The organism is Methylacidimicrobium tartarophylax (assembly GCF_902143375.2).
Lineage (GTDB): Bacteria > Verrucomicrobiota > Verrucomicrobiia > Methylacidiphilales > Methylacidiphilaceae > Methylacidimicrobium > Methylacidimicrobium tartarophylax.
Window position 1 is genome coordinate 21,305 of sequence record NZ_CABFVA020000086.1, and the last position, 23,939, is coordinate 45,243.

20 protein-coding genes and 1 pseudogene are annotated in these 23,939 nt (G+C 60.9%); 9 read left to right on the top strand and 12 right to left on the bottom strand.

The genetic code is table 11. From position 1 onward, the window contains the following. The first annotated feature begins 2 nt into the window (after positions 1 to 2). Both guaA and MAMT_RS08015 read left to right on the top strand, forming a co-directional pair. Positions 3 to 1,616 (top strand): glutamine-hydrolyzing GMP synthase, encoded by a 1,614-nt coding sequence (guaA, locus tag MAMT_RS08010; protein ID WP_246186593.1) that lies wholly within the window; start codon positions 3 to 5, stop codon positions 1,614 to 1,616. A gap of 310 nt (positions 1,617 to 1,926) precedes the next feature. After that, positions 1,927 to 3,414 (top strand): site-specific DNA-methyltransferase, encoded by a 1,488-nt coding sequence (locus tag MAMT_RS08015; RefSeq protein WP_246186594.1) that lies wholly within the window; start codon positions 1,927 to 1,929, stop codon positions 3,412 to 3,414. 103 nt (positions 3,415 to 3,517) lie between these two features. Here MAMT_RS08015 and MAMT_RS11695 read toward each other — a convergent pair. Together MAMT_RS11695 and MAMT_RS08025 are read right to left on the bottom strand one after the other, a co-directional pair. Beyond that, positions 3,518 to 3,670: pseudogene (locus tag MAMT_RS11695) on the bottom strand (AbrB/MazE/SpoVT family DNA-binding domain-containing protein); the annotation flags it as partial. A 39-nt stretch (positions 3,671 to 3,709) separates the two neighbouring features. Further along, positions 3,710 to 4,171, bottom strand: a complete 462-nt coding sequence (locus MAMT_RS08025) for a hypothetical protein (RefSeq protein ID WP_142660459.1) — start codon at positions 4,169 to 4,171, stop codon at positions 3,710 to 3,712. A 267-nt stretch (positions 4,172 to 4,438) separates the two neighbouring features. Here MAMT_RS08025 and hisD point away from each other — a divergent pair, with 267 nt between their 5' ends. Genes hisD through MAMT_RS08040 form a run of 3 tightly spaced genes read left to right on the top strand, consistent with a single transcriptional unit; the run spans position 4,439 to position 9,407 of the window. After that, positions 4,439 to 5,776, top strand: coding sequence for a histidinol dehydrogenase (gene hisD, locus MAMT_RS08030; RefSeq protein ID WP_246186595.1), 1,338 nt, complete (start codon positions 4,439 to 4,441; stop codon positions 5,774 to 5,776). A 1-nt stretch (position 5,777) separates the two neighbouring features. Then, positions 5,778 to 6,875, top strand: coding sequence for a protein arginine kinase (locus MAMT_RS08035; RefSeq protein ID WP_142660460.1), 1,098 nt, complete (start codon positions 5,778 to 5,780; stop codon positions 6,873 to 6,875). A gap of 18 nt (positions 6,876 to 6,893) precedes the next feature. Beyond that, the gene (locus MAMT_RS08040; protein WP_142660461.1) at positions 6,894 to 9,407 is read left to right on the top strand and encodes an ATP-dependent Clp protease ATP-binding subunit; all 2,514 of its coding nucleotides are present in this window, start codon (positions 6,894 to 6,896) and stop codon (positions 9,405 to 9,407) included. 7 nt (positions 9,408 to 9,414) lie between these two features. On the opposite strand, the gene MAMT_RS08045 is transcribed toward MAMT_RS08040, so the two are convergent. From MAMT_RS08045 to MAMT_RS08060, 4 genes are read right to left on the bottom strand one after another with little or no spacing between them, the layout of a single operon-like run. Next, positions 9,415 to 10,350: a 2-dehydropantoate 2-reductase gene (locus MAMT_RS08045; RefSeq protein WP_142660462.1), complete on the bottom strand. Its 936-nt coding sequence runs from the start codon at positions 10,348 to 10,350 to the stop codon at positions 9,415 to 9,417. A gap of 54 nt (positions 10,351 to 10,404) precedes the next feature. Further along, complete coding sequence (locus tag MAMT_RS08050; protein WP_142660463.1) at positions 10,405 to 10,746, bottom strand: hypothetical protein; 342 nt, start codon at positions 10,744 to 10,746, stop codon at positions 10,405 to 10,407. Continuing rightward, the gene (locus tag MAMT_RS08055; RefSeq protein WP_142660485.1) at positions 10,733 to 12,118 is read right to left on the bottom strand and encodes an efflux RND transporter periplasmic adaptor subunit; all 1,386 of its coding nucleotides are present in this window, start codon (positions 12,116 to 12,118) and stop codon (positions 10,733 to 10,735) included. Before MAMT_RS08055 ends, MAMT_RS08050 begins: the two co-directional genes overlap by 14 nt. A 2-nt stretch (positions 12,119 to 12,120) precedes the next feature. Further along, positions 12,121 to 15,309 carry an efflux RND transporter permease subunit gene (locus MAMT_RS08060; RefSeq protein WP_142660464.1) on the bottom strand — a complete coding sequence of 1,063 codons (3,189 nt, stop codon included), beginning with the start codon at positions 15,307 to 15,309 and terminating at the stop codon, positions 12,121 to 12,123. Positions 15,310 to 15,517: 208 nt separating this feature from the next. Between MAMT_RS08060 and MAMT_RS08065 the strand changes: the two genes are divergently transcribed. Beyond that, the gene (locus tag MAMT_RS08065; RefSeq protein ID WP_142660465.1) at positions 15,518 to 15,844 is read left to right on the top strand and encodes a hypothetical protein; all 327 of its coding nucleotides are present in this window, start codon (positions 15,518 to 15,520) and stop codon (positions 15,842 to 15,844) included. A 17-nt stretch (positions 15,845 to 15,861) separates the two neighbouring features. Here MAMT_RS08065 and MAMT_RS08070 read toward each other — a convergent pair whose 3' ends face one another. The 3 genes from MAMT_RS08070 to MAMT_RS08080 all read right to left on the bottom strand — a co-directional run bounded on the left by MAMT_RS08070 (position 15,862) and on the right by MAMT_RS08080 (position 19,026). Then, on the bottom strand, positions 15,862 to 16,995 hold the full coding sequence (locus MAMT_RS08070; protein ID WP_142660466.1) for a transporter substrate-binding domain-containing protein: 1,134 nt from the start codon (positions 16,993 to 16,995) through the stop codon (positions 15,862 to 15,864). A gap of 100 nt (positions 16,996 to 17,095) precedes the next feature. Then, on the bottom strand, positions 17,096 to 17,920 hold the full coding sequence (locus MAMT_RS08075) for a homing endonuclease associated repeat-containing protein (RefSeq protein WP_142660467.1): 825 nt from the start codon (positions 17,918 to 17,920) through the stop codon (positions 17,096 to 17,098). Positions 17,921 to 17,988: 68 nt separating this feature from the next. After that, a complete protein-coding gene (locus MAMT_RS08080; protein WP_142660468.1) occupies positions 17,989 to 19,026 on the bottom strand; it encodes a glycosyltransferase family 9 protein in 1,038 nt (345 codons plus the stop codon). A 65-nt stretch (positions 19,027 to 19,091) separates the two neighbouring features. Between MAMT_RS08080 and cysK the strand changes: the two genes are divergently transcribed. The 3 genes from cysK (at position 19,092) to MAMT_RS08095 (ending at position 21,592) form a co-directional block, all read left to right on the top strand. Next, positions 19,092 to 20,057: a cysteine synthase A gene (gene cysK / locus MAMT_RS08085; protein WP_142660469.1), complete on the top strand. Its 966-nt coding sequence runs from the start codon at positions 19,092 to 19,094 to the stop codon at positions 20,055 to 20,057. A gap of 159 nt (positions 20,058 to 20,216) precedes the next feature. Beyond that, a complete protein-coding gene (locus MAMT_RS08090) occupies positions 20,217 to 21,053 on the top strand; it encodes a sigma-70 family RNA polymerase sigma factor (protein WP_142660470.1) in 837 nt (278 codons plus the stop codon). Next, positions 21,050 to 21,592: an adenine phosphoribosyltransferase gene (locus MAMT_RS08095; RefSeq protein WP_142660471.1), complete on the top strand. Its 543-nt coding sequence runs from the start codon at positions 21,050 to 21,052 to the stop codon at positions 21,590 to 21,592. The genes MAMT_RS08090 and MAMT_RS08095 overlap by 4 nt, the downstream gene beginning before the upstream one ends. Positions 21,593 to 21,721: 129 nt before the next feature. Here the strand turns inward: MAMT_RS08095 and MAMT_RS08100 are convergent, their stop codons facing one another. The 3 genes from MAMT_RS08100 to rlmN all read right to left on the bottom strand — a co-directional run bounded on the left by MAMT_RS08100 (position 21,722) and on the right by rlmN (position 23,889). Continuing rightward, a complete protein-coding gene (locus MAMT_RS08100; RefSeq protein WP_142660472.1) occupies positions 21,722 to 22,048 on the bottom strand; it encodes a DMT family protein in 327 nt (108 codons plus the stop codon). Positions 22,049 to 22,101: 53 nt separating this feature from the next. Next, positions 22,102 to 22,725, bottom strand: a complete 624-nt coding sequence (locus MAMT_RS08105; RefSeq protein WP_142660473.1) for a DUF4412 domain-containing protein — start codon at positions 22,723 to 22,725, stop codon at positions 22,102 to 22,104. Between the two features lie 114 nt (positions 22,726 to 22,839). After that, on the bottom strand, positions 22,840 to 23,889 hold the full coding sequence (gene rlmN, locus MAMT_RS08110; protein WP_142660474.1) for a dual-specificity RNA methyltransferase RlmN: 1,050 nt from the start codon (positions 23,887 to 23,889) through the stop codon (positions 22,840 to 22,842). Positions 23,890 to 23,939 lie beyond the last annotated feature (50 nt).

The following is a 23,939-nucleotide window of genomic DNA, read 5'->3' on the forward strand; positions in this document are numbered from 1 at the left end:
CGATGTCGCCTCCTCCCACCGCTTTGGCGAAGACCCCCGAAGTAGAAGGGTCCGCGACGCGGGCGGACGAGGGCGAGGCCGAAAGCCGGATCGTCATCCTCGACTTCGGCTCGCAGTACACCCAGCTCATCGCCCGCCGGATCCGGGAGCTCGGGGTCTTCTCGGAGATCGTCTCTCCCGAGACCCCCGCTCGCGCTCTGGCCCGGCCGGGGGTAAAGGGTCTCGTCCTCTCCGGAGGACCGTCGAGCGTCGCCCAAGAAGGGGCGCCCGTGCCCGATCCGGCGCTCTTCACCCTTGGACTTCCGGTGCTTGGGATCTGCTATGGACTCCAAGTCATGACCCGGCTTCTGGGCGGGGAGGTCGAGCGGGCGAAATCCGGCGAATACGGGCGGGCGGCGCTCGAGTGGCGTGCCTCTTCCCCGCTCTCCGCCGAGCTTCCCAGCCATTCGACGGTCTGGAATAGCCACGGCGACCGGGTATTACAGCCGCCCAAGGGCTTCGTCGTTCTCGCGCGGACCCAAGAAGAGCCCCATGCCGCGATCGCCGACCCGGATCGCCGGCTCTACGGCCTCCAGTTCCATCCGGAAGTGACCCATACCGACCTGGGGAAGGAGATCTTCGCCAACTTTCTCTTCCGGATCTGCCACGCTCCGGCAAGCTGGAAGCTCTCCTCTTTTCTCGACCGGAGCTGCGCCGAAATCCGGGCAAAGGTCGGAGGCGAGCAGGTGATCCTGGGATTGAGCGGAGGAGTCGATTCGAGCGTCGCCGCGGCCCTGCTCCATCGGGCCATCGGCGACCAGCTCCACTGCCTCTTCGTCGACAACGGCCTCCTCCGCCAGGGAGAAGTGGAGACCGTGCGCCATCTCTTCGGCGAGCAGATGGGCTTTGCGCTCCACGTCGTGGATGCGTCGGCGCGCTTCCTGGCGAAGCTGCGGGGGGTGGCCGATCCGGAGCGGAAGCGGAAGATCATCGGACGGGAGTTCATCCATGTATTCGAGGAGGCTGCCCGGAAGCTGGGACCGGTCCGGTTCCTGGCGCAGGGGACCCTCTATCCCGACTGCATCGAAAGCGCCGCGGCGGGCCACGGCCGGCCCGCGGTGATCAAGAGCCATCACAATGTGGGCGGGCTGCCGAAGCGGATGAAGATGCACCTGATCGAGCCGCTCCGCCTTCTGTTCAAGGACGAAGTCCGGGCACTGGGCGAGCTTCTGGAGCTTCCCCGGGAGATCCTCTTCCGCCACCCCTTCCCCGGCCCGGGCTTGGCCGTCCGCTGCCTGGCTCCGATCAATCCCCACCATCTCGCGCTGCTTCGCGCAGCCGACGCGATCGTGGTCGAGGAGATCCGCCGGGCGGGCCTCTACGAGGAGGTCTGGCAAGCCTTCGCCGTTCTTCTCCCTGCCCGGAGCGTGGGGGTCATGGGCGATGCCCGAACCTACGAATTGACCGCCGCGGTCCGGGCCGTGCAGAGCGTCGATGGGATGACCGCCGACTGGGCGCGGCTGCCCGGTGAGGTCCTTTCCCGGATCTCCAACCGGATCATCCAGGAGGTTCGCGGAATCAACCGGGTCGTCTACGACATCTCCTCCAAGCCGCCCGCGACAATCGAGTGGGAGTGAGGTTGTCCCATCGGGGACTATTCTAATCGCCATTTCTCACCAACTTCGTACCCGAGGCGCAGCGAAAATGGGCCTGGATGGATTGTCTGACCGCCTGGCAAGCAGCCATGGGGAGGGGCCGATTCCCCGGAACGGAGACGCGGGCCAAGGTAGCTGCTCACAGGGAAGAACTGCGCACCTGCCGGCGAGCGGAGGGGGGCTAAATGTCGGCCTGCGCGCACAAGCCACTTTGCAGAAGACAAACATAACGGCGCCCCCAAAGATTGAAAAACGGGATGCCACCAGTCCGGAGGCCCGGTCCGCAGACTTCGTGGCCGGCAAGATCCAACAGCTCATGGCCCTGTTTCCCGAGCTGATTACCGAAGGCAAGAACGGTCCAGCCGTTAATGTGGATCGGCTCAAAGCCTTGGTGGGCGACAGAACGGTGACCGATGCCGATGAGAAGTATGGCCTGAACTGGTACGGCAAGCGCCGCGCATGGCAACTGGCGCTCACCCCCAGCACCGGCACGTTGCGCCCTTGCCCGGAAAAAAGCGTCGATTGGGCCACCAGTCGCCACCGGATGATTGAGGGCGACAACCTCGAAGTCCTCAAGCTGCTACAGAAGAGCTACGGAGGCAGGGTCAAGCTCATCTATATCGACCCGCCGTACAACACCGGCAAGGATTTCGTCTACCCGGACCGTTTTCAGGAGAGCATCAAAAATGATCCGGATTGGACCCGAAAGGGACAAGGCGGGGAGAAGATCCGCAGCAACACCGAAGCAAGCGGCCGATTTCATACCAATTGGCTGAATATGATCTACCCGAGGCTGAAGCTCGCCCGGGAGCTACTCTGCGAAGAGGGCGTGATCTTTATCTCCATCGGTGATCGCGAGTTAGCCAATCTGCGCCAGGTTTGCGACGAGCTTTTCGGGGAAGAGCATTTTATTGCCCACATTGTCTGGGAGAAGAAGTACACGCGCTCCAACGATGCAACCTGGTTCTCGGCGAACCACGACCACATTCTGGCCTATGCGAAAAACAAGGAGCGGCTAAGGCTGAACCGGCAAGAGCGCAATCAGAAGCAGCTGAAAAGCTATACCAACCCGGACCACCATCCGAAAGGTCCATGGAAAGCCACGCCACTCCATGCGAAAAGCGGCACCAACACAAAGTCGTTTACGTTCCGGAACGGGATCGTCTGGGCTCCGCCCAAAGGGACGTTCCGCCGGTTCAATGACGCGACCATGCAGCAAATGGAGGAAGGGAATGAGATCTGGTTTGGGGAGAAAGGGGGACAAACCCCCCAGAGAAAGTCCTTCCTGAGTGAGGTAAAACAGGGCGTCACCCCGGTCACGCTCTGGCCCTATCAGGAGGTCGGGCATAGCCATGAGGCCAACAATGAGCTAAAGGCGTTGGGCCTTGGCGGCATTTTTGAAAACCCGAAGCCGGTCCGGCTTCTTCGGCGGATGATCCACCTGGCGACGAGCCCCGATCGGGAGGAGATCGTTCTCGATTTTTTTGCCGGTTCCGGAACGACGGCCCAGGCGGTGTTAGAGGCGAACGTGCAGGACGGCGGCAACCGAAGGTTTATCTGCGTTCAGCTGCCTTACCCGCTCTCCCGCCCCGTGCATGACGAGCGGATGACGTTGACCACGATTGCCGATATGACCTCCGAAAGGATACGCCGGGCGGCCCGAGCCCTTCGGGCCCGTCAGGAAACATACAAAGGAGACCTGGGTTTTCGCGTCTACCGGCTCAGCAGCTCGAATCAACGGTCGAAAGTAGGCACGTCGACGCGGATCCAAACTTTGTGAGACAGGCAAGCCGGCACCGGGATTGTTTCCCGTACGCTCTCCACTCTGGCGAACGGGTTGAGGATCCTGTCGCTGATGGGGTTCGTGTCGAGCAGAGAGCCGCTCAAAATATCTCCTCCGGCTTGGCGGGCATATCCTCGATTTCCGGGAATTGATCTTCCGGCCCAAGCGGTTCTTCCTTTTTCCACTCCGCTAGCAATTCGATGAGGTTCGTGGGTCTCTTCATAGATTCGATGATGAGCTTGCTGCTCCTGCGGGGCTGCCGTGCCGCCGAGAGTCGGAGAAGGAAATCCGTTCAGGGATTCCCGGTTTCCAACTCCTTGGCGTACTTTTCCAAGACGGTCGCGTCGGCCTTCATCAGGTCCGCCTTCATCCGCAGCTTGCGCGCCGTGGCCTTGGGATTCTTGGTCTCTTCCACTTCCTGGATGATCTGATCCCAGTTCTCACCGCCTCTGCCACCCATGCCGCCCATCCCTCCCATGCCGTGGCTCATGCCTCCCATTCCACCCATGTCGTGGCTCATGCCACCCATGCCGCCCATGCCGCCACCACCCTTTTCGTCGCAACTCATGCCGTGCTCCATCCCCTTCATCTTATGGCCTTCGTGCTCGTCCTGGTCGTCGGCGGCCTGCTCTGTGTCGCCCTTCTTGGCTCCGCCATGATGTTGGGCATGCAGGGGGAAAAGAGAAAAGCCTCCCAGCAAGCCGAGAGAGCAGAGCAAGAGCAAGGATTTCTTAGCCAGCGCATTGTATTTCATGAAGATTCTCCGCACGGAACCAGCGGGCAGTCGCGCGGACCGACGCGCCATCCCGAAAGGTCCACAATTGTTTTGTGCGTGTCATTACATCACGGCCGCCGGCGCAAAGCCAGCGTTTCCCTCACCCCTTGGGTAAGAGCTTGTTCCGGAGATCGGCAGGCCGCCCCCGGGGCGGAAGGCGGTGGGCGTGGTCCCTCCGCGCAATGAGCGCGGCGACAGAGAAATTTCGCGGGAGGTTGGCGCGCAATCTGCTAAAATGAAGCGGCTATGACAAGCCGTTACCGGATTCTTCGCTGCGACCGAGAAGACCTGAGCCTGATCCGCAAGCAGCTTCACCGCCGCGCCGTTCCCAGCCCTGAGCTTTCCGAGCGGGTTCGCTCGATCCTCGCACGGGTCGAAGCCAAAGGGGACACGGCACTGGCCGAGTTGACCCAAGAGTTCGACCGGGTCGCTCTTTCCCCTGCGGACTTTTGCCGGAAGGAAGCGGCTGAACCCCCCGCCCCTGCCGTTCGGAAGGCCATCGCCTGGTCGCTGGGCAACGTTCGGCGGTTCGCACGGGCGTCGCGTCCTCGGGACTGGAGGATGCGGAACCGGGAAGGCGCCTGGGTCGGGGAGCGGTTTCAGCCCTTGGATCGCGTCGGGGTCTACGTCCCGGGCGGAAGCGCTCCCTTGGTCTCCAGCGCCCTCATGACCGTCCCCTTCGCCCGCGAGGCCGGGGTGCGGGAGATCGTGGCGGTCAGCCCTCCGCCGATCCATCCGGTTCTCTACTACGCTCTGCGCACCGCCGGAGCGACCGAGGTCTACTCCTTGGGAGGAGCACAGGCCGTCGCCGCCCTCGCCTACGGCACCAAGAGCATTCGGCCGGTCGACAAGATCTTCGGCCCGGGCAACGCCTACGTGGTCGAAGCCAAGCGGCAGCTTTTCGGGATGGTCGCGGTCGACCTGCTTCCCGGCCCCAGCGAGGTCGCTGTGGTTGCCGACGAGAGCGCGCGGGCCGAGTTCGTGGCTGCTGACCTCTTGGCGCAGGCCGAGCATGGGCCCTCGAGCCGGATTCTTCTGCTCACCTCGAGCCAGAAGGTCTTGGAAGAGGTGGTGGCGCAGATCGAGGAGCAGGCCGAGGCGCTGCCGCGCCGAAGCATCGTCGAGGCGGTGCTGCGGGATCATGCGGTCTTCGTCCTGACCCGGAACCTGGAGGAAGCCTTGGATCTCGTGGGAGAGTTTGCGCCGGAGCATCTCTCGCTTGCAGTCCGCCACCCCCACCGGGCCGCAGGACAGGTGCGCCATTGCGGGGCCATCTATCTGGGAGTCTATTCCCCCGTCGCCGCCGGAGACTTTTTGGCCGGCCCGAGCCACACCCTCCCGACCGGAGGTTCGGCCCGAGCCTTCGACGGTCTCCGAATGGAGCAGTTCTTTCAGCGGACGAGCCTCGTGGAATACTCGCGGTCGGCCCTCGCCCGGGTGGAACCGGAGATCGCCCGGTTTGCCGAGATCGAAGGGTTGGCCGCCCATGGACGATCGGCCGCCGTCCGGGTGGGACCGCGGCAAGTTGCGGAAATGAAGAGGGCCGCCTTGCGGGAAGGTGCCCCTTCGACTAAGGTGAAATGAATTGAAGATCCAGGCGCTTTTACAAGCCCCCTGTGAATGGCTCGCGGGGGAACAGAATAGCCGCATTGTGCTCTCCAGCCGCATCCGGCTGGCCCGGAATCTCAGTCGCTTTCCCTTCCCCGGCTGGGCGAGAAGGACCGAGCGGGAGAAGGTCTTGGCCTTGGCGCTTCCCGCCGCAGTCGGACTCAGCGGCATGAAGGAGGCCATCCTCTCCGACTCGATGGATCACTTCACCCCGGTGGAAAAGCAGGTCCTCGTGGAAGAGCACCTGGTCAGCCGCGAGCATGCGGGCCGCAATGCGGGAAGCGGAGTCGTCGTCAACCGTCCCCGAACGATCAGCCTGATGATCAATGAGGAGGATCACTTTCGCATTCAAGCGTTCAAGGGCGGGCTGCAGTTGAAAGCCGCTTGGCGGATTGCCGACAAAGCCGACACGGAACTCGACGAACAGTTGGAGTTCGCCTTCTCGCCCAAGCTCGGCTACCTGACCGCCTGCCCGACCAACGTGGGTACGGGATTGCGCGCGTCCGCGATGATGCATCTTCCCGGGCTGGTCTTGAGCGAGCAGATCGGCCAGATCGTCAAAGCGGTCAACCGGATCGGCCTCGCGGTCCGTGGGCTCTACGGCGAGGGAACCGAAGCCCTGGGCAATCTTTTCCAAATTTCCAACCAGATGACACTAGGGGAGAGCGAAGAGGAGATTCTCGAGCGGATGCACAAGGTGATCGGGCAAGTGGCCCAGCATGAGGAGAACGCCCGCCAGAAGCTCATGGAAGAGCAGCCGAGGCTCGTGGTGGATCAGGTCAGCCGCGCCTACGGGGTGCTGGGCAATGCGTATACGATCTCTTCCAAGGAGGCCTTCAATCTCCTTTCGCTGCTTCGCCTGGGAATCGACATGGGGCTTTTCCCGGATCGCTGCCGATCCATCGTGGACGAGGAGTGCTGGATCAAAACGCAACCGGCCCACTTACAGCTATTTCAGGAAAAAAGACTTTCCACCGAGCAGCGGGACTCCCTCAGGGCGGACTTTCTTCGCTCTCGCTTGCGGGATGTTCCCCCTCCGGCGGCTGGACAACTCTCTCCAACGTTGCATAGTTAAGAAAATAGAGGAAAATCCATGACCAATTTTACTCCACGAGCACAGCAAGTCCTGGCTCTGGCTCGAAAGGAAGCCGAGCGCTTCAATCACAATTACGTGGGAACCGAGCATCTGCTCCTGGGGCTGATCAAGCTGGCGCAAGGGGTTGCCGTCAACGTTCTTCAGAAGCTCGGTATCGATCTGGAGACGGTGCGAGCCGAACTGGAAAAGCAGATGGGCATGGAGGTCGAAGGCAAGCCGACCACTCCGATTCCCTACACGCCTCGCGTGAAGAAGGTGCTTGCGCTGGCCCAAAAGGAGGCGAAGGGACTCAACCACAGCTACGTCGGAACCGAGCATATCCTCCTCGGGCTCTTGCGGGAGGGAGAGGGCGTCGCTGCGCGGGTCCTCAAGAATCTGGAGATCGATTTGGAGCGCGTCCGCAATGAGATTCTCAAGGAGCTCGATCCCAATCTCTCCGCTGCGGAAGGAGGGGAAGAGGAAGGGTCCGAGCCCGCTTTCGCCGGTGGAACGGAGCCCGGGACCAAGAAAGAGGTTAAGACCCCCGCGCTCAAAGCCTTCGGCCGCGTTCTGACCGATCTCGCCCGGCATGGAGAGCTCGATCCCGTGATCGGCCGGAAGAATGAGATCGAACGGGTGATGCAGATCCTCTGCCGGAGGACCAAGAACAATCCGGTGCTCATCGGGGAAGCGGGAGTGGGCAAGACAGCGATCGTCGAAGGATTGGCCCAGGAGATCGCGGCCGACAACGTGCCCGAGATGCTGCGGGAGAAGCGGGTCATCACCCTCGATCTGGCGCTCATGGTGGCCGGCACGAAATACCGAGGTCAATTCGAGGAGCGCATCAAGGCCGTCATGGAGGAGATCCGCCGAAGCAAGAACGTGATTCTTTTCATCGACGAACTCCATACCATCGTCGGAGCCGGCTCGGCGGAAGGAGCCATGGATGCCTCGAACATCATCAAGCCGGCTCTTTCCCGCGGCGAGCTTCAGTGTATCGGGGCCACGACCCTGGCGGAGTATCGGAAGTATATCGAGAAGGACGCAGCGCTCGAGCGTCGGTTTCAGACGGTTCTGGTCGAAGCCCCTTCTTCGGAAGAGGCCGTGCAGATTCTTCACGGGCTCAAGCCGAAGTACGAAGCCCACCACAAGGCCCATTTTACCGATGCCGCCATCGAGGCGGCCGTCCACCTCTCCGAGCGTTATTTGACGGGGCGTTTCCTGCCGGACAAGGCAATCGACGTGATGGATGAAGCGGGGGCGCGTGCCCGGATCGCCTCCACGATGCGGCCGCCCAACGTCAAGGAACTCGAAGCGGAGCTCGCCGAGGTTCGTGCCCGGAAGGACGAGTGCATCAAGCTTCAGGATTTCGAGAAGGCTGCGGCGCTTCGGGATAAAGAGCGAGAGAGCAAGGAGCGCCTCGAGCATGTCCTGAACGAGTGGAGGCAGCATCGGGATCAGAAGGAAATCGTCATTACCGAAGACGACATGATGCAGGTGGTCGCCAAGTCGACCGGCATCCCGATCGCCCGCATCACGGAGAAAGACCAGAATCGCTTTCTTCGCATCGGAGAGGATCTCAAGGGGCGGGTGATCGGCCAGGACGAGGCGATCGACGCGCTGGCGCGCGCTCTGCAGCGCTCTCGCGCCGATCTCAAGGATCCGAAGCGACCGATCGGCTCGTTCATCTTTCTCGGCCCGACGGGGGTTGGCAAGACCATGCTTGCCAAGACATTGGCCGAGCAAGTCTTCGGAAGCGCCGACGCACTCATCCAGCTCGACATGAGCGAATACATGGAGAAGTTCAACGTCTCCCGGCTTGTGGGAGCTCCTCCGGGATACGTGGGCTACGAGGAGGGCGGGCAGCTTTCCGAGAAGGTGCGGCGGCGTCCCTATAGCGTCGTCCTCTTCGATGAGATCGAAAAAGCTCATCCGGATGTCTGGAATGTCCTCCTCCAGATTTTGGAGGATGGCATCCTGTCCGATAGCCTGGGGCGGAAGATCGACTTCCGGAATACGATCGTCATCATGACCTCCAATGTCGGGGCCGAGGTGGGGATCAAGCAGGGTGTCCTGGGCTTCACCGCAAAACGCGACGAGGCGGGGTATGGACAGATGAAGGAGAAGATGATCGAATCGGCCCGGAGGACCTTCAAGCCGGAGTTCCTGAATCGAGTCGACGATCTCGTGGTGTTCCGCTCCCTCAGTCGAGAGGACATGGTCAAGATCGTCTCCCTCGAGGTCGAAAAGGTGACGTCCCGCTTGAAGAGCCGCAAGTTGGCGCTGGAGTTGACTCCTGCTGCGATCGACTTTCTGATCGAGAAGGGTTACGACCCAAACTATGGGGCACGCCCCTTGCGCCGTGCGGTCGAGAAGTACGTGGAGCATCCTCTGGCTGAGGAGATTCTCCGAGGACGGTTCGACGAGGCGCAGTCGATCGTGGTCGAGGCCCGGGATGGTGCGCTGGTCTTCACACCCGGCGGAGCCGAGAGCGCGCCGAGCGAGCCCTCCGCGGCTACGACGGCCTCCTAATCTCCCGTTAGTGGAGTTTGGGCACAGCGCCGGAGCGTCGATCGAGAGCACGCAGAAGGGCATAGAGCGCCTGCAGACGCGGCGTCGGCACACCGAGCTTTTGAGCACGGCGCAGCGGCTCGCCCCAAATCGCCTCGACCTCGATGGAGCGTCCGGCGAGAAAATCCACCAGGGTGGAGGGACGGTAACGCCCCATGCGCATGGTGTCCGCCATCATCCGCTTCGTCCAATCTTCGGGAAAGGGCAGCTCCCGGCTTCGGGCCACGGCAGCCACTTCTTCCATCAATCCGGTTGCGAGCCGACTCAATTCGGCATCGCGCAGGATCTCCTCGACGTCGCATCCCCCCCCTGCGACCGAGATGCCATTGAAGGGGATGTTCCAGGCAAGCTTGCGCCAGCGGGCAGCTTCGAGGCTCTCGACCACCGAGCAGGGAACTCCTGCCCGCTCGAACTGTAGGGCAACCTCCCGCAGGAAGGCCTCCCTAGCCCCTCGGTAGGCTCCGAGCTCGATCTTGCCGAAGCCGGCGTTTTCCACCCGCCCGGGTGCCGTTCTCGTCAGGCAGCCAAAGACGATGCCACCGATTATTGGATGGTTGGGGAAGACGTCTGACAGCCACTCCTCGTTCCCCAAGCCGTTTTGGAGAGCCACGAGCACGGTCTGCGGCTGGAGCAAAGGGGGCAAGAGCTCGCGCAGGGCTTCCCGCGCCGTAGCCTTGAGCGCGATGAGGACAAGATCGCACGGCCCCATCTCTTCGGTCCGGCGAAATCCCCTCACCGGATAGAGCTGGAAGGTCTCTTTCCCCTGTTCCTGGATCCAGTACCCGCGCCGAATAACGGCTTCCCAATCGCTGCGGAGGAGAAAGGTGACCTCGCTCCCCGCGCGGGCCAGCAGAGACCCGTAGTAGGCGCCCACCGCGCCCGCCCCGACGACACCGATCTTCATCCGCACACAAAAGCTGGGCTCCGTCGCCCTTTCCCAAAGGGGCCCTCGCGGAAGCTATTGGAACATGCCCGCCGGATTCTCGCTGACTTCAATCTCTTCGATCGTTCCCCACTCGCTGCTTCCCGTTCGGATATCGGCAACCAACTCTCGTTGGAAGAGCGCGATCAACTGCCCAAGCTTTTGACCCGTCAGCCAGAGATCGTGGCTGATGGTCCGCATGAAGAAGCGATTGCCTGCGGTATCCGCATGAGCGAAGAGAATCCGGCCGTAGGGGAAAACCCAGCTTCTTCCCGGAGACTCGATGCTGAAAAAGGCGACTCGTTCCTCTGCCTGTCGGACGCCTCCGCCTTCCGTTACCGCATGCCCGCCGTGGCTCAAAGGTTCACCGGCTGCCATGATGTTTCTGCCCTCCCTCCTTTTTCTCTTTTTCGGCTGCCAACTTGGTGAGATCGGCGGCAACGATGACAGGATCTCCCTCCTCCAACGAATCCGGAGGATTAAGAATCACTCTTTCATCCGGGCGCAACCCGGAATTGATCTCCATCTGGTTTCCGAGGTCGTGGCCGAGCTCCACTTTCCGAAAGCGGACCTTGGACTGCTTATCCACGGTCGCCAGGAAGTTCCCCTCCGACCGATAGATGACGGCATTGACGGGTACGAGCAGCAGAGTACTGGCAGTCGGCAGATGGAAGATCACGTCGACATACATGTTGACGACGATCTTCTGGTCGGGATTGCCGACGTCTACCTCCGTAAGCAGGGTCCGGGAGAGCGGATCGACCGCCTGCGCCGTCCGGACGACGATTCCATGGTAGACGACTCCGGGCAGCTCGGAGGCGGTCACGTCGGCCCATTCCCCCAACACGATCTGGGGTACATAGTTTTGCGGAACGGCGACGTAGACGCGCATCAGATCATTGACCGCGACCCGATAGAGCTCGTGGACGGCCTTATCGCTTCCCAGCGACACCAGGGTTCCCACATCGATGTTGCGCGCCGTGACGATGCCCGAGAACGGGGCCACGATCTTCTCGAATGACTTCAGTTCCTCATAGTGCTGCAGTTGTCCGCGCGCCGCGTTCACCCGCGCAAGCGCGGCATCATACATCGCCTGCTTTTCGTCCAGCGCCTGTTGGGAGACCGCACGCGTCAGGATGAGCCCCTTCCAACGGTCGAGCGTGATCCGCGCGATGACAAGGTTTGCTTCCGAGGAGTGGAGAGCACCCTCGAACGCCTCGACCGATTTGTCGATATCGGGTGCCGTAATCTCGGCCATGAGCTGCCCCTCCCGGACATGCTCTCCGATATCGACCCACCAGTTTTGAATGTAGCCGTTGACTCGAGCCCAGAGGGGAGTCTCGTAATAGCCCCGCGCGGTCCCCGGCAAGAGGAGATCGGTCACGGGCTTCGGCTTTTCCGGCAACATCACCGACACGGCGATCTTCTCGCCCGCAACCACCACCCGGTGGAGTGCGATCTTATTGAAGAATCGCGGGATCAAGCCGATCAGGAATAAGGCGAGCAATACACCACCGAAAAGAATGGCGAAACGGCGCACCCCCGTTTTCTTCGCGTGTTTCGGGGATTCACCACCCGCTTTGTTGGTGGAAGTCCCCTCCTCCGGCACGGTTTCCGGTTCCGGTGGATCGATCACGCCGTCTCCGCTCTGATGGACTCCGATCCATTGCTCGCCGAGGTCTTGCGACATCCACTTGTCCTGCTTGGCAGGACCCCCACCGTTTCCAATTGGTTCAAAGCCTTCGGGCATCTTCATCCCCTTGTCTCCGTGCGTCCTCGAATGAGGGAGTAGATGACCGGTACCACGAAGAGGGTGCCGACCGTGGCGAAGAGCAGCCCGCCGATCACCGCCCTTCCCAGAGGAGCGTTCTGCTCTCCCCCCTCGCCCAACCCCAAGGACATGGGCAACATCCCCAGAATCATAGCTCCCGCCGTCATCACCACCGGACGCAGCCGAATCTTCCCCGCCAGCCACGCCGCCGTGGTTGCGTCGTTCCCGTTGCGCATCTCATCGTTCGCGAAGGTGATCAGCAGGATGCTGTTCGAGGTTGCCACCCCGACCGTCATGATCGTTCCCATGAGCGAGGGCACGTTAAAGGTCGTCCCGGTCAAGTAGAGCATCCAGACGATGCCGCAGGCGCCGACGGGCAGCGCGGTCAGGATGATGAAAGGATCTAACCATCCCTGAAAATTCACGACCAGCAGGAAGTAGACCATCATGATCGCAAAGACCGTGCCTAAGCCCAGGCGAAGGAACGCGCTGTTCATGCTCTGGGCCTGCCCGCGCACATGGATATCGTATCCCGGGGGAAGCTTTTTGCCAAACTCGTCGACGACCTTTTGCACGTCACCCGCAACCCCTCCCAAATCCCGACCCTGGATATTCACGAAGATGTTCTTCAGGGGTTTCATGTTGTAGTGGCTGATGACCGCCGCCCTCCTGGTCCGACTAATTGCCATAAGGTTGCTGATGAGCTGCGGCTCGAGATGGGTGGTCAGCAGGCGAGAATAGATCTCGTCTGAAGGATAGCCCACGTTGATATTCATCAGCCAGTTCCGGGAGTCGAGCTTGAACTGGGGACTCTGCACCACGAGCGGGTAGTTGATGGTCGTCTCCGGATCCGCCCAATAGTTGGCAGCTACGACGTAACTTGAGCTCAACTGATTCAACACGTTGTCGGCGACCTGCTTTTGCGTCATCCCCAGGTCGAGCGCGCGAATCCGGTCGACCTCCATGTGGAGATAGGGTTGCTTCATCTGATAGATGGTCGTGTCCACCGCACCCGGAATTTGCCGGAGCTTCTTCTCCATCTTCACGGCAACATCGCTAATCAGCGCCTCGTTCTTCCCGGCGATCTGGATATCGATCGGGGCGGCCGATCCGAAGTTCAAGATCTGGTTGACCATGTCCGCGGCCTGGAAAAAGAAGCGGCAGCCGGGAAATTTGAGCGGCAGCTCCTCCCGCAACTTTTTCATGTAGTACGGCGTCGGGCGGTGATCCTCCTTGAGCGACACCAAGATCTCTCCGTCGAAAGTCCCCTCGTTGATCGTGTCGCTGTAGGCGAGGGCTGCGGGATAGAAAAACGGGATTCCCATGTTATCGACGACCGAGTCGATCTCCTCCTCCGGAATAATGCTTCGGATGTAGCGCTCGATCTGGCCGAAGATCCGCTGCGTCCTCTCGATGCGGGTGCCCGGTGGAGTAAAGACGTGGAGCCGGAACTTCCCTGCGTCGACCGAGGGGAAGAAATCCCGCCCGACCACGGGCAGAACGAGACCAGTCACCGCGACCAGGACCGCGAAGAGAACAAACACGGCCGGGCGATGGTCGAGCGCCAGGCGCAAGAGCGCGGCAAAACGGTCGCGGAACGCATCGAAGCGCTCCTCGAATTTGTGGTGGAAGCGCTGAAACCGGCTCGCAGGCTTTCCTTCCGCCAGCTGACGATGCTTCTCCTCTTCCTCCGCTGTGATCAGCATGTCGGCCATCGTCGGGACGAGCGTCCGGGAAAGGAAATAGGAAAAGAGCATGGCAAAGACCACCCCCAAGGCCATGGGAGTGAACAAAAACTTGGGCGGCCCCTCAAGGAAGATCACGGAGGTGAAAACGATGCAGATGGAGAAGGTCGCCATTAAGGCTGCATTCGCGATCTGCGCCGCCCCATCAAGGATTGCCTGAATGAGCGGCTTCCCTAGTCCGTGGTTCCGATGGATGTTCTCCACCTCCACGGTCGCGTCGTCCACCAGCACGCCGACCGCGAGCGACAAGCCGCCCAGGGTCATGATGTTGATGGTATATCCCATCCGGCTCAGGATGAAGAGCGCGACCAAGATGCAGAGGGGGATCGAGGTGAGGACAATGAGGGTGCTCCGCCAACTGCCCAGAAAGACCAGGATCATGATTCCGGTCAGCGTCGCTGCGATCAGCCCTTCCTTGACCACCCCCTGGATCGATTCGCGGACGAAGACCGATTGGTCGAAGATCGGACGGATGTCGACGCCTTCGGGGGCTGCGGCCAGCGACTTGGGAAGAAGCTTTCGAAGGTCGCTGACGAGCTCCAGGGTCGAAGCCATGCCGTTCTTGAGCATGGGGAGGACGACCGCGGGGACTCCGTCGACGTGGGCGACATTCCACTGAACGGCGCCGCCGTCGCGCGCATGACCGATATCGTGGAGGTAGACGAGCTGCCCGTTCACCTTCTGGATCGGGAAGTTATTGAGCTCGACGACTTTTTTCGGAATGTTATTGACGCTGACCAAGTAGTCATACTGGCCGATCTTGATGTCCCCTGAGGGCAGATCGACGTTCTGATCGCTCAGCGACCTCATGACGCCATCTGCGGTCATGCCTCTAGCGATGAGTTGGTTGGGATCGGTGTCGACCATGATGAACCGCGGCGTTCCTCCCCAGGGCGGAGGCCAGGTCGAGCCGCGAATGGTCGCGAGATCCCTGCGGAGCACATACCAGGAATAGTCAAAGAGCTCCGCGGCCGACTTGGTCTTTCCGCTCACGGCCACCTGGATCACGGGAACCTCGGACGCGGAGTAGCGGAGCACGTAGGGGGGGGTGGTACCCAAGGGCATCCGCTTGATGATAGTCTGGCAGATCCCTGCCGTCTCCGCCAAAGCCGCATCGATGCTGGTCCCCGGCTGAAAGTACATTCGAATGACGTTGAGCCCGTAAAGCGTCCGGGATTCCACCCGCTGCACGTTGTCGACATACTGGGTCAACGTAAACTCGCTGAAGGTGGTGATGTAATTGGTCATGTCCTCCGGGGTCATCCCCTGGTAGAACCAGACGACGTTGACCACGGGGATGTCGATCTCGGGAAAGATGTCCGTCGGCGTCGTCACGATAGTCATTAAACCCAGGACGAAGATGAGCGCCGCCATCACACCTACGGTGTAGGGCTTGCGCAATGCCAACCGGACAAGCGCCATCATAGCTGAAGTTACTCCTTTGAACCGAAAGAAATGAGGTTAGCCGCCGGAGGAATGCCGGCAACGCTTTAAGACCGCGTTAATGATTGGATTCATGCGTGGACGGCCCCTTTTTGTCAAGCCGCCGGTCGCCCGACGCAGGACAAAAGTTCAGACCCTTTACTTCTTTTTCTCTTTTGGCGCAGCCACCCATCTGCTACATTGACATGCCATGTCCGTTCATCTACCGGAAGCGGCGGAGAAACTGAGTCCGATCGGAGGCCGCCTATCCGTTGCCCTGGCGGTCGGAGGAATCTTCTTCTGGATTGCCGTCGGCTTCCTCGATCTGATCCTTCGGGCCGTAGACAATCACACCGAACTCACTTCGGAATTCCTCGGGCTCTGCGCGGTGACGGGCTTTATGCTCAATGCTTCTGGTGCCTTGGTGGGCGTTCTGGCATTGAGCCAAGGGAAGACATCCAAGGTGGTCTCTTCCATAGGAGTCGCCGTCAACGCGCTGCTCGCTCTCGTGGTCCTTGCCTTCATCCCGCTCTTTTAAGCGCCTTCTCTGGCAGGTTAAAATCCGTGGCGAGCCCGATCGCTCAACTGGCCGATCCGTCGGATGATTGCTTCGTTGACCGGTCCGAGCAGTGAACTCCCGCGAGGAAACGCAAAGGCATAATCGATGCGTTCCAGTGTTCGCGGCGTGATTTCGATCTCCCCGGCATGGGCAGTTCGCACCAAATACCGTAACGTGGGTTCGCGCAGGACAACCGCGTCGATTTTTCCGGCAATCAGCGCGGCCAGACAATCCTTGGCGGTCGGGAAGGTCAGAGCGCGGATCTTTTCCCCGGATAGGAACTTCTCTCCTATGCCGCCTTTAACGCAACCCAAGCGCAGCCCCTCCATTCCCCGTTGCTGGAGGGACTGGTTGCTCACCTTTTCCACCGCGACGCCCGCCGTTACCCACGCGGTAAAGAAGGAGATCAAGACAACGCCCACAAACATCCAGACCAAGGCAATGGCTCTCCCCTTCGGCGTCCGGGGCACTTTGTCCCCATAGCCGATCGTCGTCATCGTCACGGCTGCCCACCAGAAAGCGCTTCCGATGCCGTGGAGCGTCTTCCCGCCGAAATGGTCCGGATTCTCCCTGCGCTCCACGAGCCAAATCATGATGCCGGCAAGAAAGGTAAGGAAGAGGAGCCCGCCCATCACGTAGGCGAACTCCCGGCTGAAAAGGAAGTGCAGCACCGCCCATGCGGTGCTCGTGCTCTCGGAGCGAAAGGCCAAAGCCAGGGAAGACGAATAATACGGATAGCTGTAAGAGACCTCCCGACCCAGCTCCGGCGTAACGGCGAGTCCCAACGCCACGACATCGACTCGACCTTCTTTCAGCGCCCGGACCACAGCGACGGGGTCGACCGGCAAATCGACGAATCGATAGGCGAGTCCGAGATCCCCGGCAATCTCCCGCCACAAGTCAATCGCCATGCCTTGCCATTCGCCCGAAGGATCCCGCCAGGCGAACGGAGGTTCCTCGCTCGCGGCGACGCGAAGAACCGGAGCGGGACCGGGAGAGAAAGCGCGGATATTGTCGGCTGCGATCCCGGAAAAAAGAGAACCGCCGAAAAGAAAGAGAGTACCAAGCGCGGCGATTCCTGCCCAAAACCGCATGCGTCGAGGTCGAACTCCGCTCCGATCAGACACCATGGCTCCCGCGACGACTTTCTCCTAACCGCGGGACCTTCCCTCCATCCGAAAGCGGCGTTCCGTTACTTCTCTCTCTCGATCGAAACGGCCTCTTCTAAATCTAGACGGCCTCTACTTGGCCCCGCCCCTGAGTCCCCGCTTGCTTACCGACTTTGCCGATCGCGGATTCGACCGCCTGTCTCCAGCTCCCGAAAAATCGGCGCTTGCATGCAGCCGCGAAGAGGGACGGCTCCCGATTGCGCACTTCGGTGCTGGTGAGAGACACCCCCTGCTCCCCGAGGGCGCGAATCTGATCGAGGATTTCGGCCTCGGTCCAGCGTTTCCTCTTTCGAATCTTCGCATAATCAAGCCCGGCGCGCTCTACGGCGGCACCCCAACTCCCGAACCTCCGTCTGGCGGTGGCAATCAACGAGTTGGCCCGCTCATCCATGTACTTGGAACTCAAGTCCTCCCCTTCCGCATGGAGGCGACGGATCTCCCGCAGGATGTCCGCCTCTTTCCAGGAGCGATATCGATAGATGTCCGCGGGAGCGAGCCCCGCAGCGAGAAGGGCGTTCCTCCAACTCCCGAAATAGACGGGCCGGATCGCGGCGTAGACCATCGGCGCATATGGGCTAAGCATCAACGCCCGGAACGACAGATCCGCTCCTTGCGCATGGAGCAGACGAATTCGCTCCACAATGCTTTTCTTTGACCATCGTTGGTAGCGGCGAACCTCCGCATACGAAAGTCCTGCCGCTTCCACCGCTTTGCCCCAACTGCCGAAGTAGCGGATGCCCGCAGCGAGAAGTTCCTGGAAATGCTGGCGCATGTAGTGCGAGTAGAGAGGACGCCCCTGCCGGTGCCACGCACGGATCTCCCGAAGGAGAATCGCTTCGCTCCATTCCCGATTTTTTCCCTCAATCGGAACTTCGATGGTTTTCATAGGTGTCTTAATCAAAAAGAATAAACCTTGTTTGATTTCCTGTCAATTATCTTCCCTTATGACAGCACTTATTGTGCCACCTGTAAAGTTTTTGCGCAGATCGCTTCCAACTCTTCGCCCACCCGTGTGGGACGAATGTCGGCCAGACAGGCTACGGGCCTTTTTTGCGGACAACTGGTCCGCCAGCAAGGCGCGCAGGGAGCCGCAGCGGATAGCACGTGCACGTTTTCTCCTACAGCAGCGGATTCCCGCCAGTCCGTCGGACCAAAAAGGATGAGAGTCGGCACTCCGAGGGCGGCCGCCAAATGGGCGGGCCCGGAATCTGGACCGACGGTCGCCGCCGCATTGCCCAGGAGCGCCATCATCCTCCGCATCGGAAGCGCTCCGCGGAGGTCTAGCATGTTGTGCTCCTCGAGGGGAAACCACGGTCCCATTCCCATCGCCACGAAAAAGAGATGCGGAAGCGATCGCACAAGTTCCCTGTAATATCGCCAGGGCCAGAGCTTCGTCTTCCATCGCGCATAAGGGTGAAGAACCACGTAGGCACCCTTCCGCAATCCCGGGATGTCCAGAGGTCCCGCCCTCAGGCCATAATCCAGCGGCCCGGCCGGCACCCGCAGATACCGAAGGAACGCGAGATATCTCTCCTGAGCAGGAGGAGGTGGAGGCATGACCCGCTCGCGATAAAGGACGATCGAGCCTTCACGCCCGTTCCACGGGCCGATCCGGCGCCGCGCCCCGCTCCAAAGGCAGAGGAGCCCGCTTCGCAGAAGACCCTGCATGTCCAGCAATAGGTCGTAATGCTCTCCTCGAACGGAGGCAAGGCAGCGTGCGAGGTCACGGAGAAGGCCGCCCGGCGTCTCCCTCCGGCGCGGGAATTCCACAAATCGGTCGATCGCAGGGTGGTTGGTCAGAAGATCCCGGTACGCCTCGAAGGCCATCCAATGAATTTGCGCCGAGGGCCATCGCCTCCGCAAGCCCGCCGCCACGGGCAATGCCTGGACGACATCCCCAAGGGAGCTGAACTTGAGGACCAGGATCTTGTGCACGGGGAGATCTTCTTCCCGGATCCTCTCCGTCCAGGGACTGGAAATCCCCACGTTCATCGCCTCCTTTTTTGGCCGACGTCCTCGCTTGACAGATGTTCTAAAACTCTATAGAGAACCATATCATGTCGATCTTTCCCTCCGTCATCGCGACGATCGGACGCACGCCACTCATTCGGCTCAACCGGATCACGCAGGGTCTCCAGGCCAGCGTAGCACTCAAGGCAGAGTTTTTCAACCCACTCGGTAGTGTGAAGGACCGGATCGGTGCCGCGATGATCGAAGCGGCGGAAAAGGCGGGTCTCCTTGGTCCGCAGACCGAAATCATCGAGCCGACCTCCGGCAACACGGGGATCGCCCTGGCCTTTGTTGCCGCAGCCAAGGGATATCGCCTCACTCTCACCATGCCGGAAAGCATGAGCCTGGAACGCCGCACCCTGTTGGCTCTCCTGGGAGCCAACTTGGTGCTCACTCCGGCTGCCGAAGGGATGGCCGGAGCCATCCGCCAAGCGATGACCATGAAGGACAAACGGGGAAACTGCTGGGTTCCTCAACAGTTCGAGAATCCTGCCAATCCGGAAGTCCACAGGCGTACCACGGCGGAGGAACTCTGGTCGGATACGGCAGGGGCGATCGACGTTTTCGTCTCCGGAGTGGGGACGGGAGGCACGATCACCGGTGTGGGAGAGGTGATCAAAGCGCGCAAGCCCGACCTTCGCACCATAGCCGTGGAACCTGTCGGTTCACCGGTCATCTCCCAGGCGTTGCGCGGGGAGCCGATCAAGCCGGGTCCGCACAAGATCCAAGGAATTGGAGCGGGCTTTCTGCCCAAGAATCTCAACCTCTCCGTCGTCGACGAGGCATTTCCCGTTGCCGATGCCGATGCTTTTGCCATGGCGCGCCGCCTAGCGGAAGAGGAAGGAATCCTGGCGGGCATTTCCACTGGAGCGACGGTCCATGCGGCAATCGAAGTGGCCAAGAGGCCGGAAAACCGCGGGAAGCTGATCGTCGCCGTTGGAGCCAGCACGGGGGAACGGTATTTGAGCACCGGGCTGGCCGAAGAAGCCCGCCGCCGCGTGGGTTCCGCGTAGCCGTCGCGGAGAGCGCCGAGTTTTCCGTCCTCCTACCACTCCGGTGAAACACCGGAGCCCCGCCTCGTATCCATGGCCATCGGCTTCGCCTCTGGCAGGAACTTTATCAGAAATGCTGGCTAAACATTTGGGCAGCCTCTAGCGTATTATAGATTTGGCATGATCGACAACGATTCTGCGCTCAAGCTCTACTTGCGGGAAATCAGCCAAGTTCCCCTCTTGCGCCGAGAAGAAGAGGTGGAATTGGCCCACCGCATCCAAAAGGGCGATGCGGCTGCCCGGCAGAAGATGATTCAGGCCAACCTGCGTCTGGTGGTGAAGATCGCGCACGATTACTCGACCAGCGGCCTGCCCCTGCTCGACCTGATTTCCGAAGGCAACATCGGCTTGATGAAAGCCGTCGATCGCTTCGATCCCTCCAAAGGCGGGAAGCTGAGCACCTACGCGGCTTGGTGGATCAAGCAGTCGATCAAGCGAGCCCTCGCCAACCAGAGCAAAACGATCCGCCTGCCTGTTCACCTGGTGGACAAGATCGCACGGATGCGGCGGACGGCAATCCGCCTGGCCGAGGAGTTCGGCCGGGAGCCGACCGATGAAGAGCTCGCGCATGAACTTGGGATTTCCGGCTCCCGGGTGGAAGAGCTTCGCACGATCGCGATTCAGCCAGCTTCGCTCAACGCGTCGGTAGGGGAAGAAGAGGACGGCACCTCGCTCGGAGAGCTCGTGAAGGATGAAAGCGCCCTCGATCCAGCATCCGTCATCCAAAGCGAGAACCTGAAAAATACCGTGATGGAGCTCTTACCCGCCCTTGATGCCCGGGAGAGGAAGATCCTCGCTCTTCGATTCGGGCTGGAGGGAAACGAGGAGATGACCTTGGAGGAGATCGGCAAGAGATTTCACGTAACGCGGGAACGGATTCGACAGCTCCAAAACATCGCCTTACGGAAAGTGCGCCGCGCTTTGGAAAAGAAGGAGAAGCGTCAACTCGTCCGATGACTTTCCTCCTCCAAAGCACCCTGTGCCGGTTGAAAGAGAAGGTGCGCGACATCCCCGATTTCCCGAAAAAAGGGGTCCTCTTCCGGGACATCACCCCCCTCATCGGGGACGGCCAGTTCTTCCGCCTGGTGATGATGATCTTCCTGGAACGGTATCAGCGGCGAAAGATCGATAAGATCGCCGCGATCGACGCGCGCGGCTTTATCTTTGCCGGCGCTCTCGCCCACATTCTGGGCATCGGCCTCATCCCGATCCGCAAGAAGGGCAAGCTGCCCTATCAGACCTTCGAAACCCAGTACGCCTCGGAGTATGGGCTCAATACGCTGACCATCCACCGCGACGCGATGAGAAAAGGGGAGCAGGTACTGATTCTCGACGACGTTCTGGCCACCGGCGGCACGGCGGAGGCGGCAGCGAAACTCGTCGAGAGCTGCGGAGGTAGCCTGGTCGAGTTGGGTTTCCTGATGGAACTGCGCGGGCTCAAAGGCAAAGAACGCCTCTCCCGATACCCCGTCTACTCGATCCTTCAGTTTCCTTAGCCTGGGGTTAGCCTGTCTGTCTCACAAAGTTCGTAGCCGAGGCGCGGCGGATGGGCCTGGATGCAAGACGCAACGAAGCAGACAGGTCCATTTCGCAAGCCGCAGGAGATCGCTTGTGAGACAGGCAGGCTAGCCCTTAAAGGCGAAATAGACTGCGGCCACCAGGAAACCGTAGGAGACCAGAAGATTCCATCGAGGGACGGCCCCGAAGAGAAAGTAGGCCAGGACCGTGAAGACCAAGAGGGTGATGCACTCCTGCATCACCTTGAGTTGTGTTACGGAAAACTCATACGATCCGATCCGGTTGGCCGGCACCTGAAAGACATACTCCAATAAGGCGAGCCCCCAGCTTGCCAGAATCGCAAGCAGGAGCGGCTTGTCGCGAAACTTCAAATGCCCGTACCAGGCGAGGGTCATGAAGATATTGGAGACGACTAGCAGGAGAATCGTCTTCATGACTAGCCCGCCGGTCTCACAAAGTTCGTACCCGAGGTGGGGCGGTCAAGACCTTACCGCGGCCCCTCGGCGAGGCTCATGGAGATTTTTTGATAATCCGCCGGGGGCTCGAAGAGAGCGGCCGGCTGCGGGCCCGCCTGATACTGATCCCAATCGACCACGGTCTTCGCATCCATCAGAGCCACCCGCAAGGGGAACTTGCCGGCTTCCTCTACCCAAATGTAGACGCTCTTCTGGTTTCCTTTCATCCGGTACTTCGCGCAGGCATGTCCGCGGATCGTCTCCTTCCCTTCCAACACCCAAGAGGCGCCAGCCTCTGCGGGGATGCCCAGGTTGGCCGCGGATCCCGTGTCCCGGTAGCTGCTCTCCAGGACAAGCTTGCTCGCCGGAAGGATCGTGTACACTCTCTTCTGATCCTTCCGCAACAGGATGATCTGCGTTTCGGGACCTTGCTGGGATTCGAGCCGGAGCTTGTCGCCATCCCGATAGAGGTGCTGCACGATCGTCACTCCCCCATCGATCTGGGTGGTCTGAATCACGGAGAACTGATTGCCCAGGGTGTATGGCTCCCTCGCCTGTTCGCCCCAGGCGCGAAAAGTCCCGAAGAGGAAAAGAAGAGTGGCGAGAAGCGCAGCGAACCGCACCTGAACGGAGGCTCCCGGCGGACGGAGGTCCATGGCTCGCGAAGCTACTGACCTTTTCAACGATGGGCCAGCAACAAATGCGGCAGCGGCCGGAAAAACAGGTCGATCAGGGGCAAGCCGCAGGAAAACGCTGGGGGGACAGGCAGGCTAGATCCTCATGGGGGAGGAGTCCGGAAGGGTCGCCAGCCGAAGCTGGCCGCAGGCCGCAAAGATCTCTTCCCCTTTCCGCGTCCGTACCGTGACGCGGCAGCCGCTCTTTTGCAAAAGACTTTCGAAGCGATCCACCCTCGCCGGGTCGGGGCGGTCCCAAGGCAACGAATCCACCCGATTGTAGGGGATCAAGTTGATCTTCGCCCGCAATCTGCGGGAGATCTTGCTCAAATCCGCGGCGTCATCGTCCGAGTCGTTGACTCCCGCAAGGAGAATGTATTCGAGGGTAATCCTCTGCCGCTTCTTCCTGCTGTATTCGTCGCAGGCATCGAGGAGCAGAGGCAGCGGATGTTTGCGGTTGACGGGCATCAGCCGGGAGCGAAGGGCATCGCTTGCCGCGTGGAGAGAGATGGCAAGCCCCACGGCCAAGGGCTCTTCGGCCAGCCTTCGGATCTCCGGAACCAGACCACTGGTCGATACCGTGATCCGCCGAGGGCTCAACCCAAAACCCCAAGGGGCGGTGAGGAGCCGCAAGGATCGCAAAAGAGAGTCCCAGTTCGCGAGCGGCTCACCCATCCCCATGAAGACCAGGTTGTCCACACGTCTTCCGGCGGCCTCTTCGGCTTGCAGGAGCTGTTCGACGATCTCGCCCGAGGAGAGGTTGCGCCGGAAGCCGAGAAGGCCGCTCGCGCAAAACGCGCATCGGTAGGCGCAGCCCACTTGGCTCGAAAGACAGAGGGTTAGCCTCCCCAAAGCGGCATCCGATTCTGCGGGAATCAAGACGCTTTCTACCGCATCGCCCCCGGGTAGCTCCCAAAGCAGCTTCTGGACGCCGTCGCCGTTCTGCCGCACGCGAGCCCTCCGCAGGGAGCGCAACTCGTATCGGTCGGCCAGTTCCCTCCGCAAAGAGAGGGGCAGGCTCGTCATCTGCGCAAAAGAAGAGGCCCGTTTCTCGAAGACCCATTGGCCCAGAACCCTCCGCTGATAGGACGGCCCGCTCCCCATCTCCCACTCCTCGGGAGTCTGGTCGAGAAGATGCCGCTTCATGTCCAGTCGCCCCCTTTCGTCTGCCTGTCTCACCAGCGTTCTGCTGCGGC

Excerpts from the sequence above, each read along its gene's own strand:
- MAMT_RS08100 (WP_142660472.1), bottom strand. The coding sequence starts at position 22,048 with ATGAAGACGATTCTCCTGCTAGTCGTCTCCAATATCTTCATGACCCTC.
- MAMT_RS08050 (WP_142660463.1), bottom strand. The coding sequence starts at position 10,746 with ATGGCAGCCGGTGAACCTTTGAGCCACGGCGGGCATGCGGTAACGGAA.
- MAMT_RS08065 (WP_142660465.1), top strand. The coding sequence starts at position 15,518 with ATGTCCGTTCATCTACCGGAAGCGGCGGAGAAACTGAGTCCGATCGGA.
- MAMT_RS08045 (WP_142660462.1), bottom strand. The coding sequence starts at position 10,350 with ATGAAGATCGGTGTCGTCGGGGCGGGCGCGGTGGGCGCCTACTACGGG.
- MAMT_RS08095 (WP_142660471.1), top strand. The coding sequence starts at position 21,050 with ATGACTTTCCTCCTCCAAAGCACCCTGTGCCGGTTGAAAGAGAAGGTG.
- MAMT_RS08075 (WP_142660467.1), bottom strand. The coding sequence starts at position 17,920 with ATGAAAACCATCGAAGTTCCGATTGAGGGAAAAAATCGGGAATGGAGC.
- MAMT_RS08040 (WP_142660461.1), top strand. The coding sequence starts at position 6,894 with ATGACCAATTTTACTCCACGAGCACAGCAAGTCCTGGCTCTGGCTCGA.
- MAMT_RS08090 (WP_142660470.1), top strand. The coding sequence starts at position 20,217 with ATGATCGACAACGATTCTGCGCTCAAGCTCTACTTGCGGGAAATCAGC.
- cysK (WP_142660469.1), top strand. The coding sequence starts at position 19,092 with ATGTCGATCTTTCCCTCCGTCATCGCGACGATCGGACGCACGCCACTC.
- MAMT_RS08105 (WP_142660473.1), bottom strand. The coding sequence starts at position 22,725 with ATGGACCTCCGTCCGCCGGGAGCCTCCGTTCAGGTGCGGTTCGCTGCG.
- rlmN (WP_142660474.1), bottom strand. The coding sequence starts at position 23,889 with ATGAAGCGGCATCTTCTCGACCAGACTCCCGAGGAGTGGGAGATGGGG.
- hisD (WP_246186595.1), top strand. The coding sequence starts at position 4,439 with ATGACAAGCCGTTACCGGATTCTTCGCTGCGACCGAGAAGACCTGAGC.
- MAMT_RS08060 (WP_142660464.1), bottom strand. The coding sequence starts at position 15,309 with ATGATGGCGCTTGTCCGGTTGGCATTGCGCAAGCCCTACACCGTAGGT.
- MAMT_RS08025 (WP_142660459.1), bottom strand. The coding sequence starts at position 4,171 with ATGAAATACAATGCGCTGGCTAAGAAATCCTTGCTCTTGCTCTGCTCT.
- MAMT_RS08070 (WP_142660466.1), bottom strand. The coding sequence starts at position 16,995 with ATGGTGTCTGATCGGAGCGGAGTTCGACCTCGACGCATGCGGTTTTGG.
- guaA (WP_246186593.1), top strand. The coding sequence starts at position 3 with ATGTCGCCTCCTCCCACCGCTTTGGCGAAGACCCCCGAAGTAGAAGGG.
- MAMT_RS08055 (WP_142660485.1), bottom strand. The coding sequence starts at position 12,118 with ATGCCCGAAGGCTTTGAACCAATTGGAAACGGTGGGGGTCCTGCCAAG.
- MAMT_RS08080 (WP_142660468.1), bottom strand. The coding sequence starts at position 19,026 with ATGAACGTGGGGATTTCCAGTCCCTGGACGGAGAGGATCCGGGAAGAA.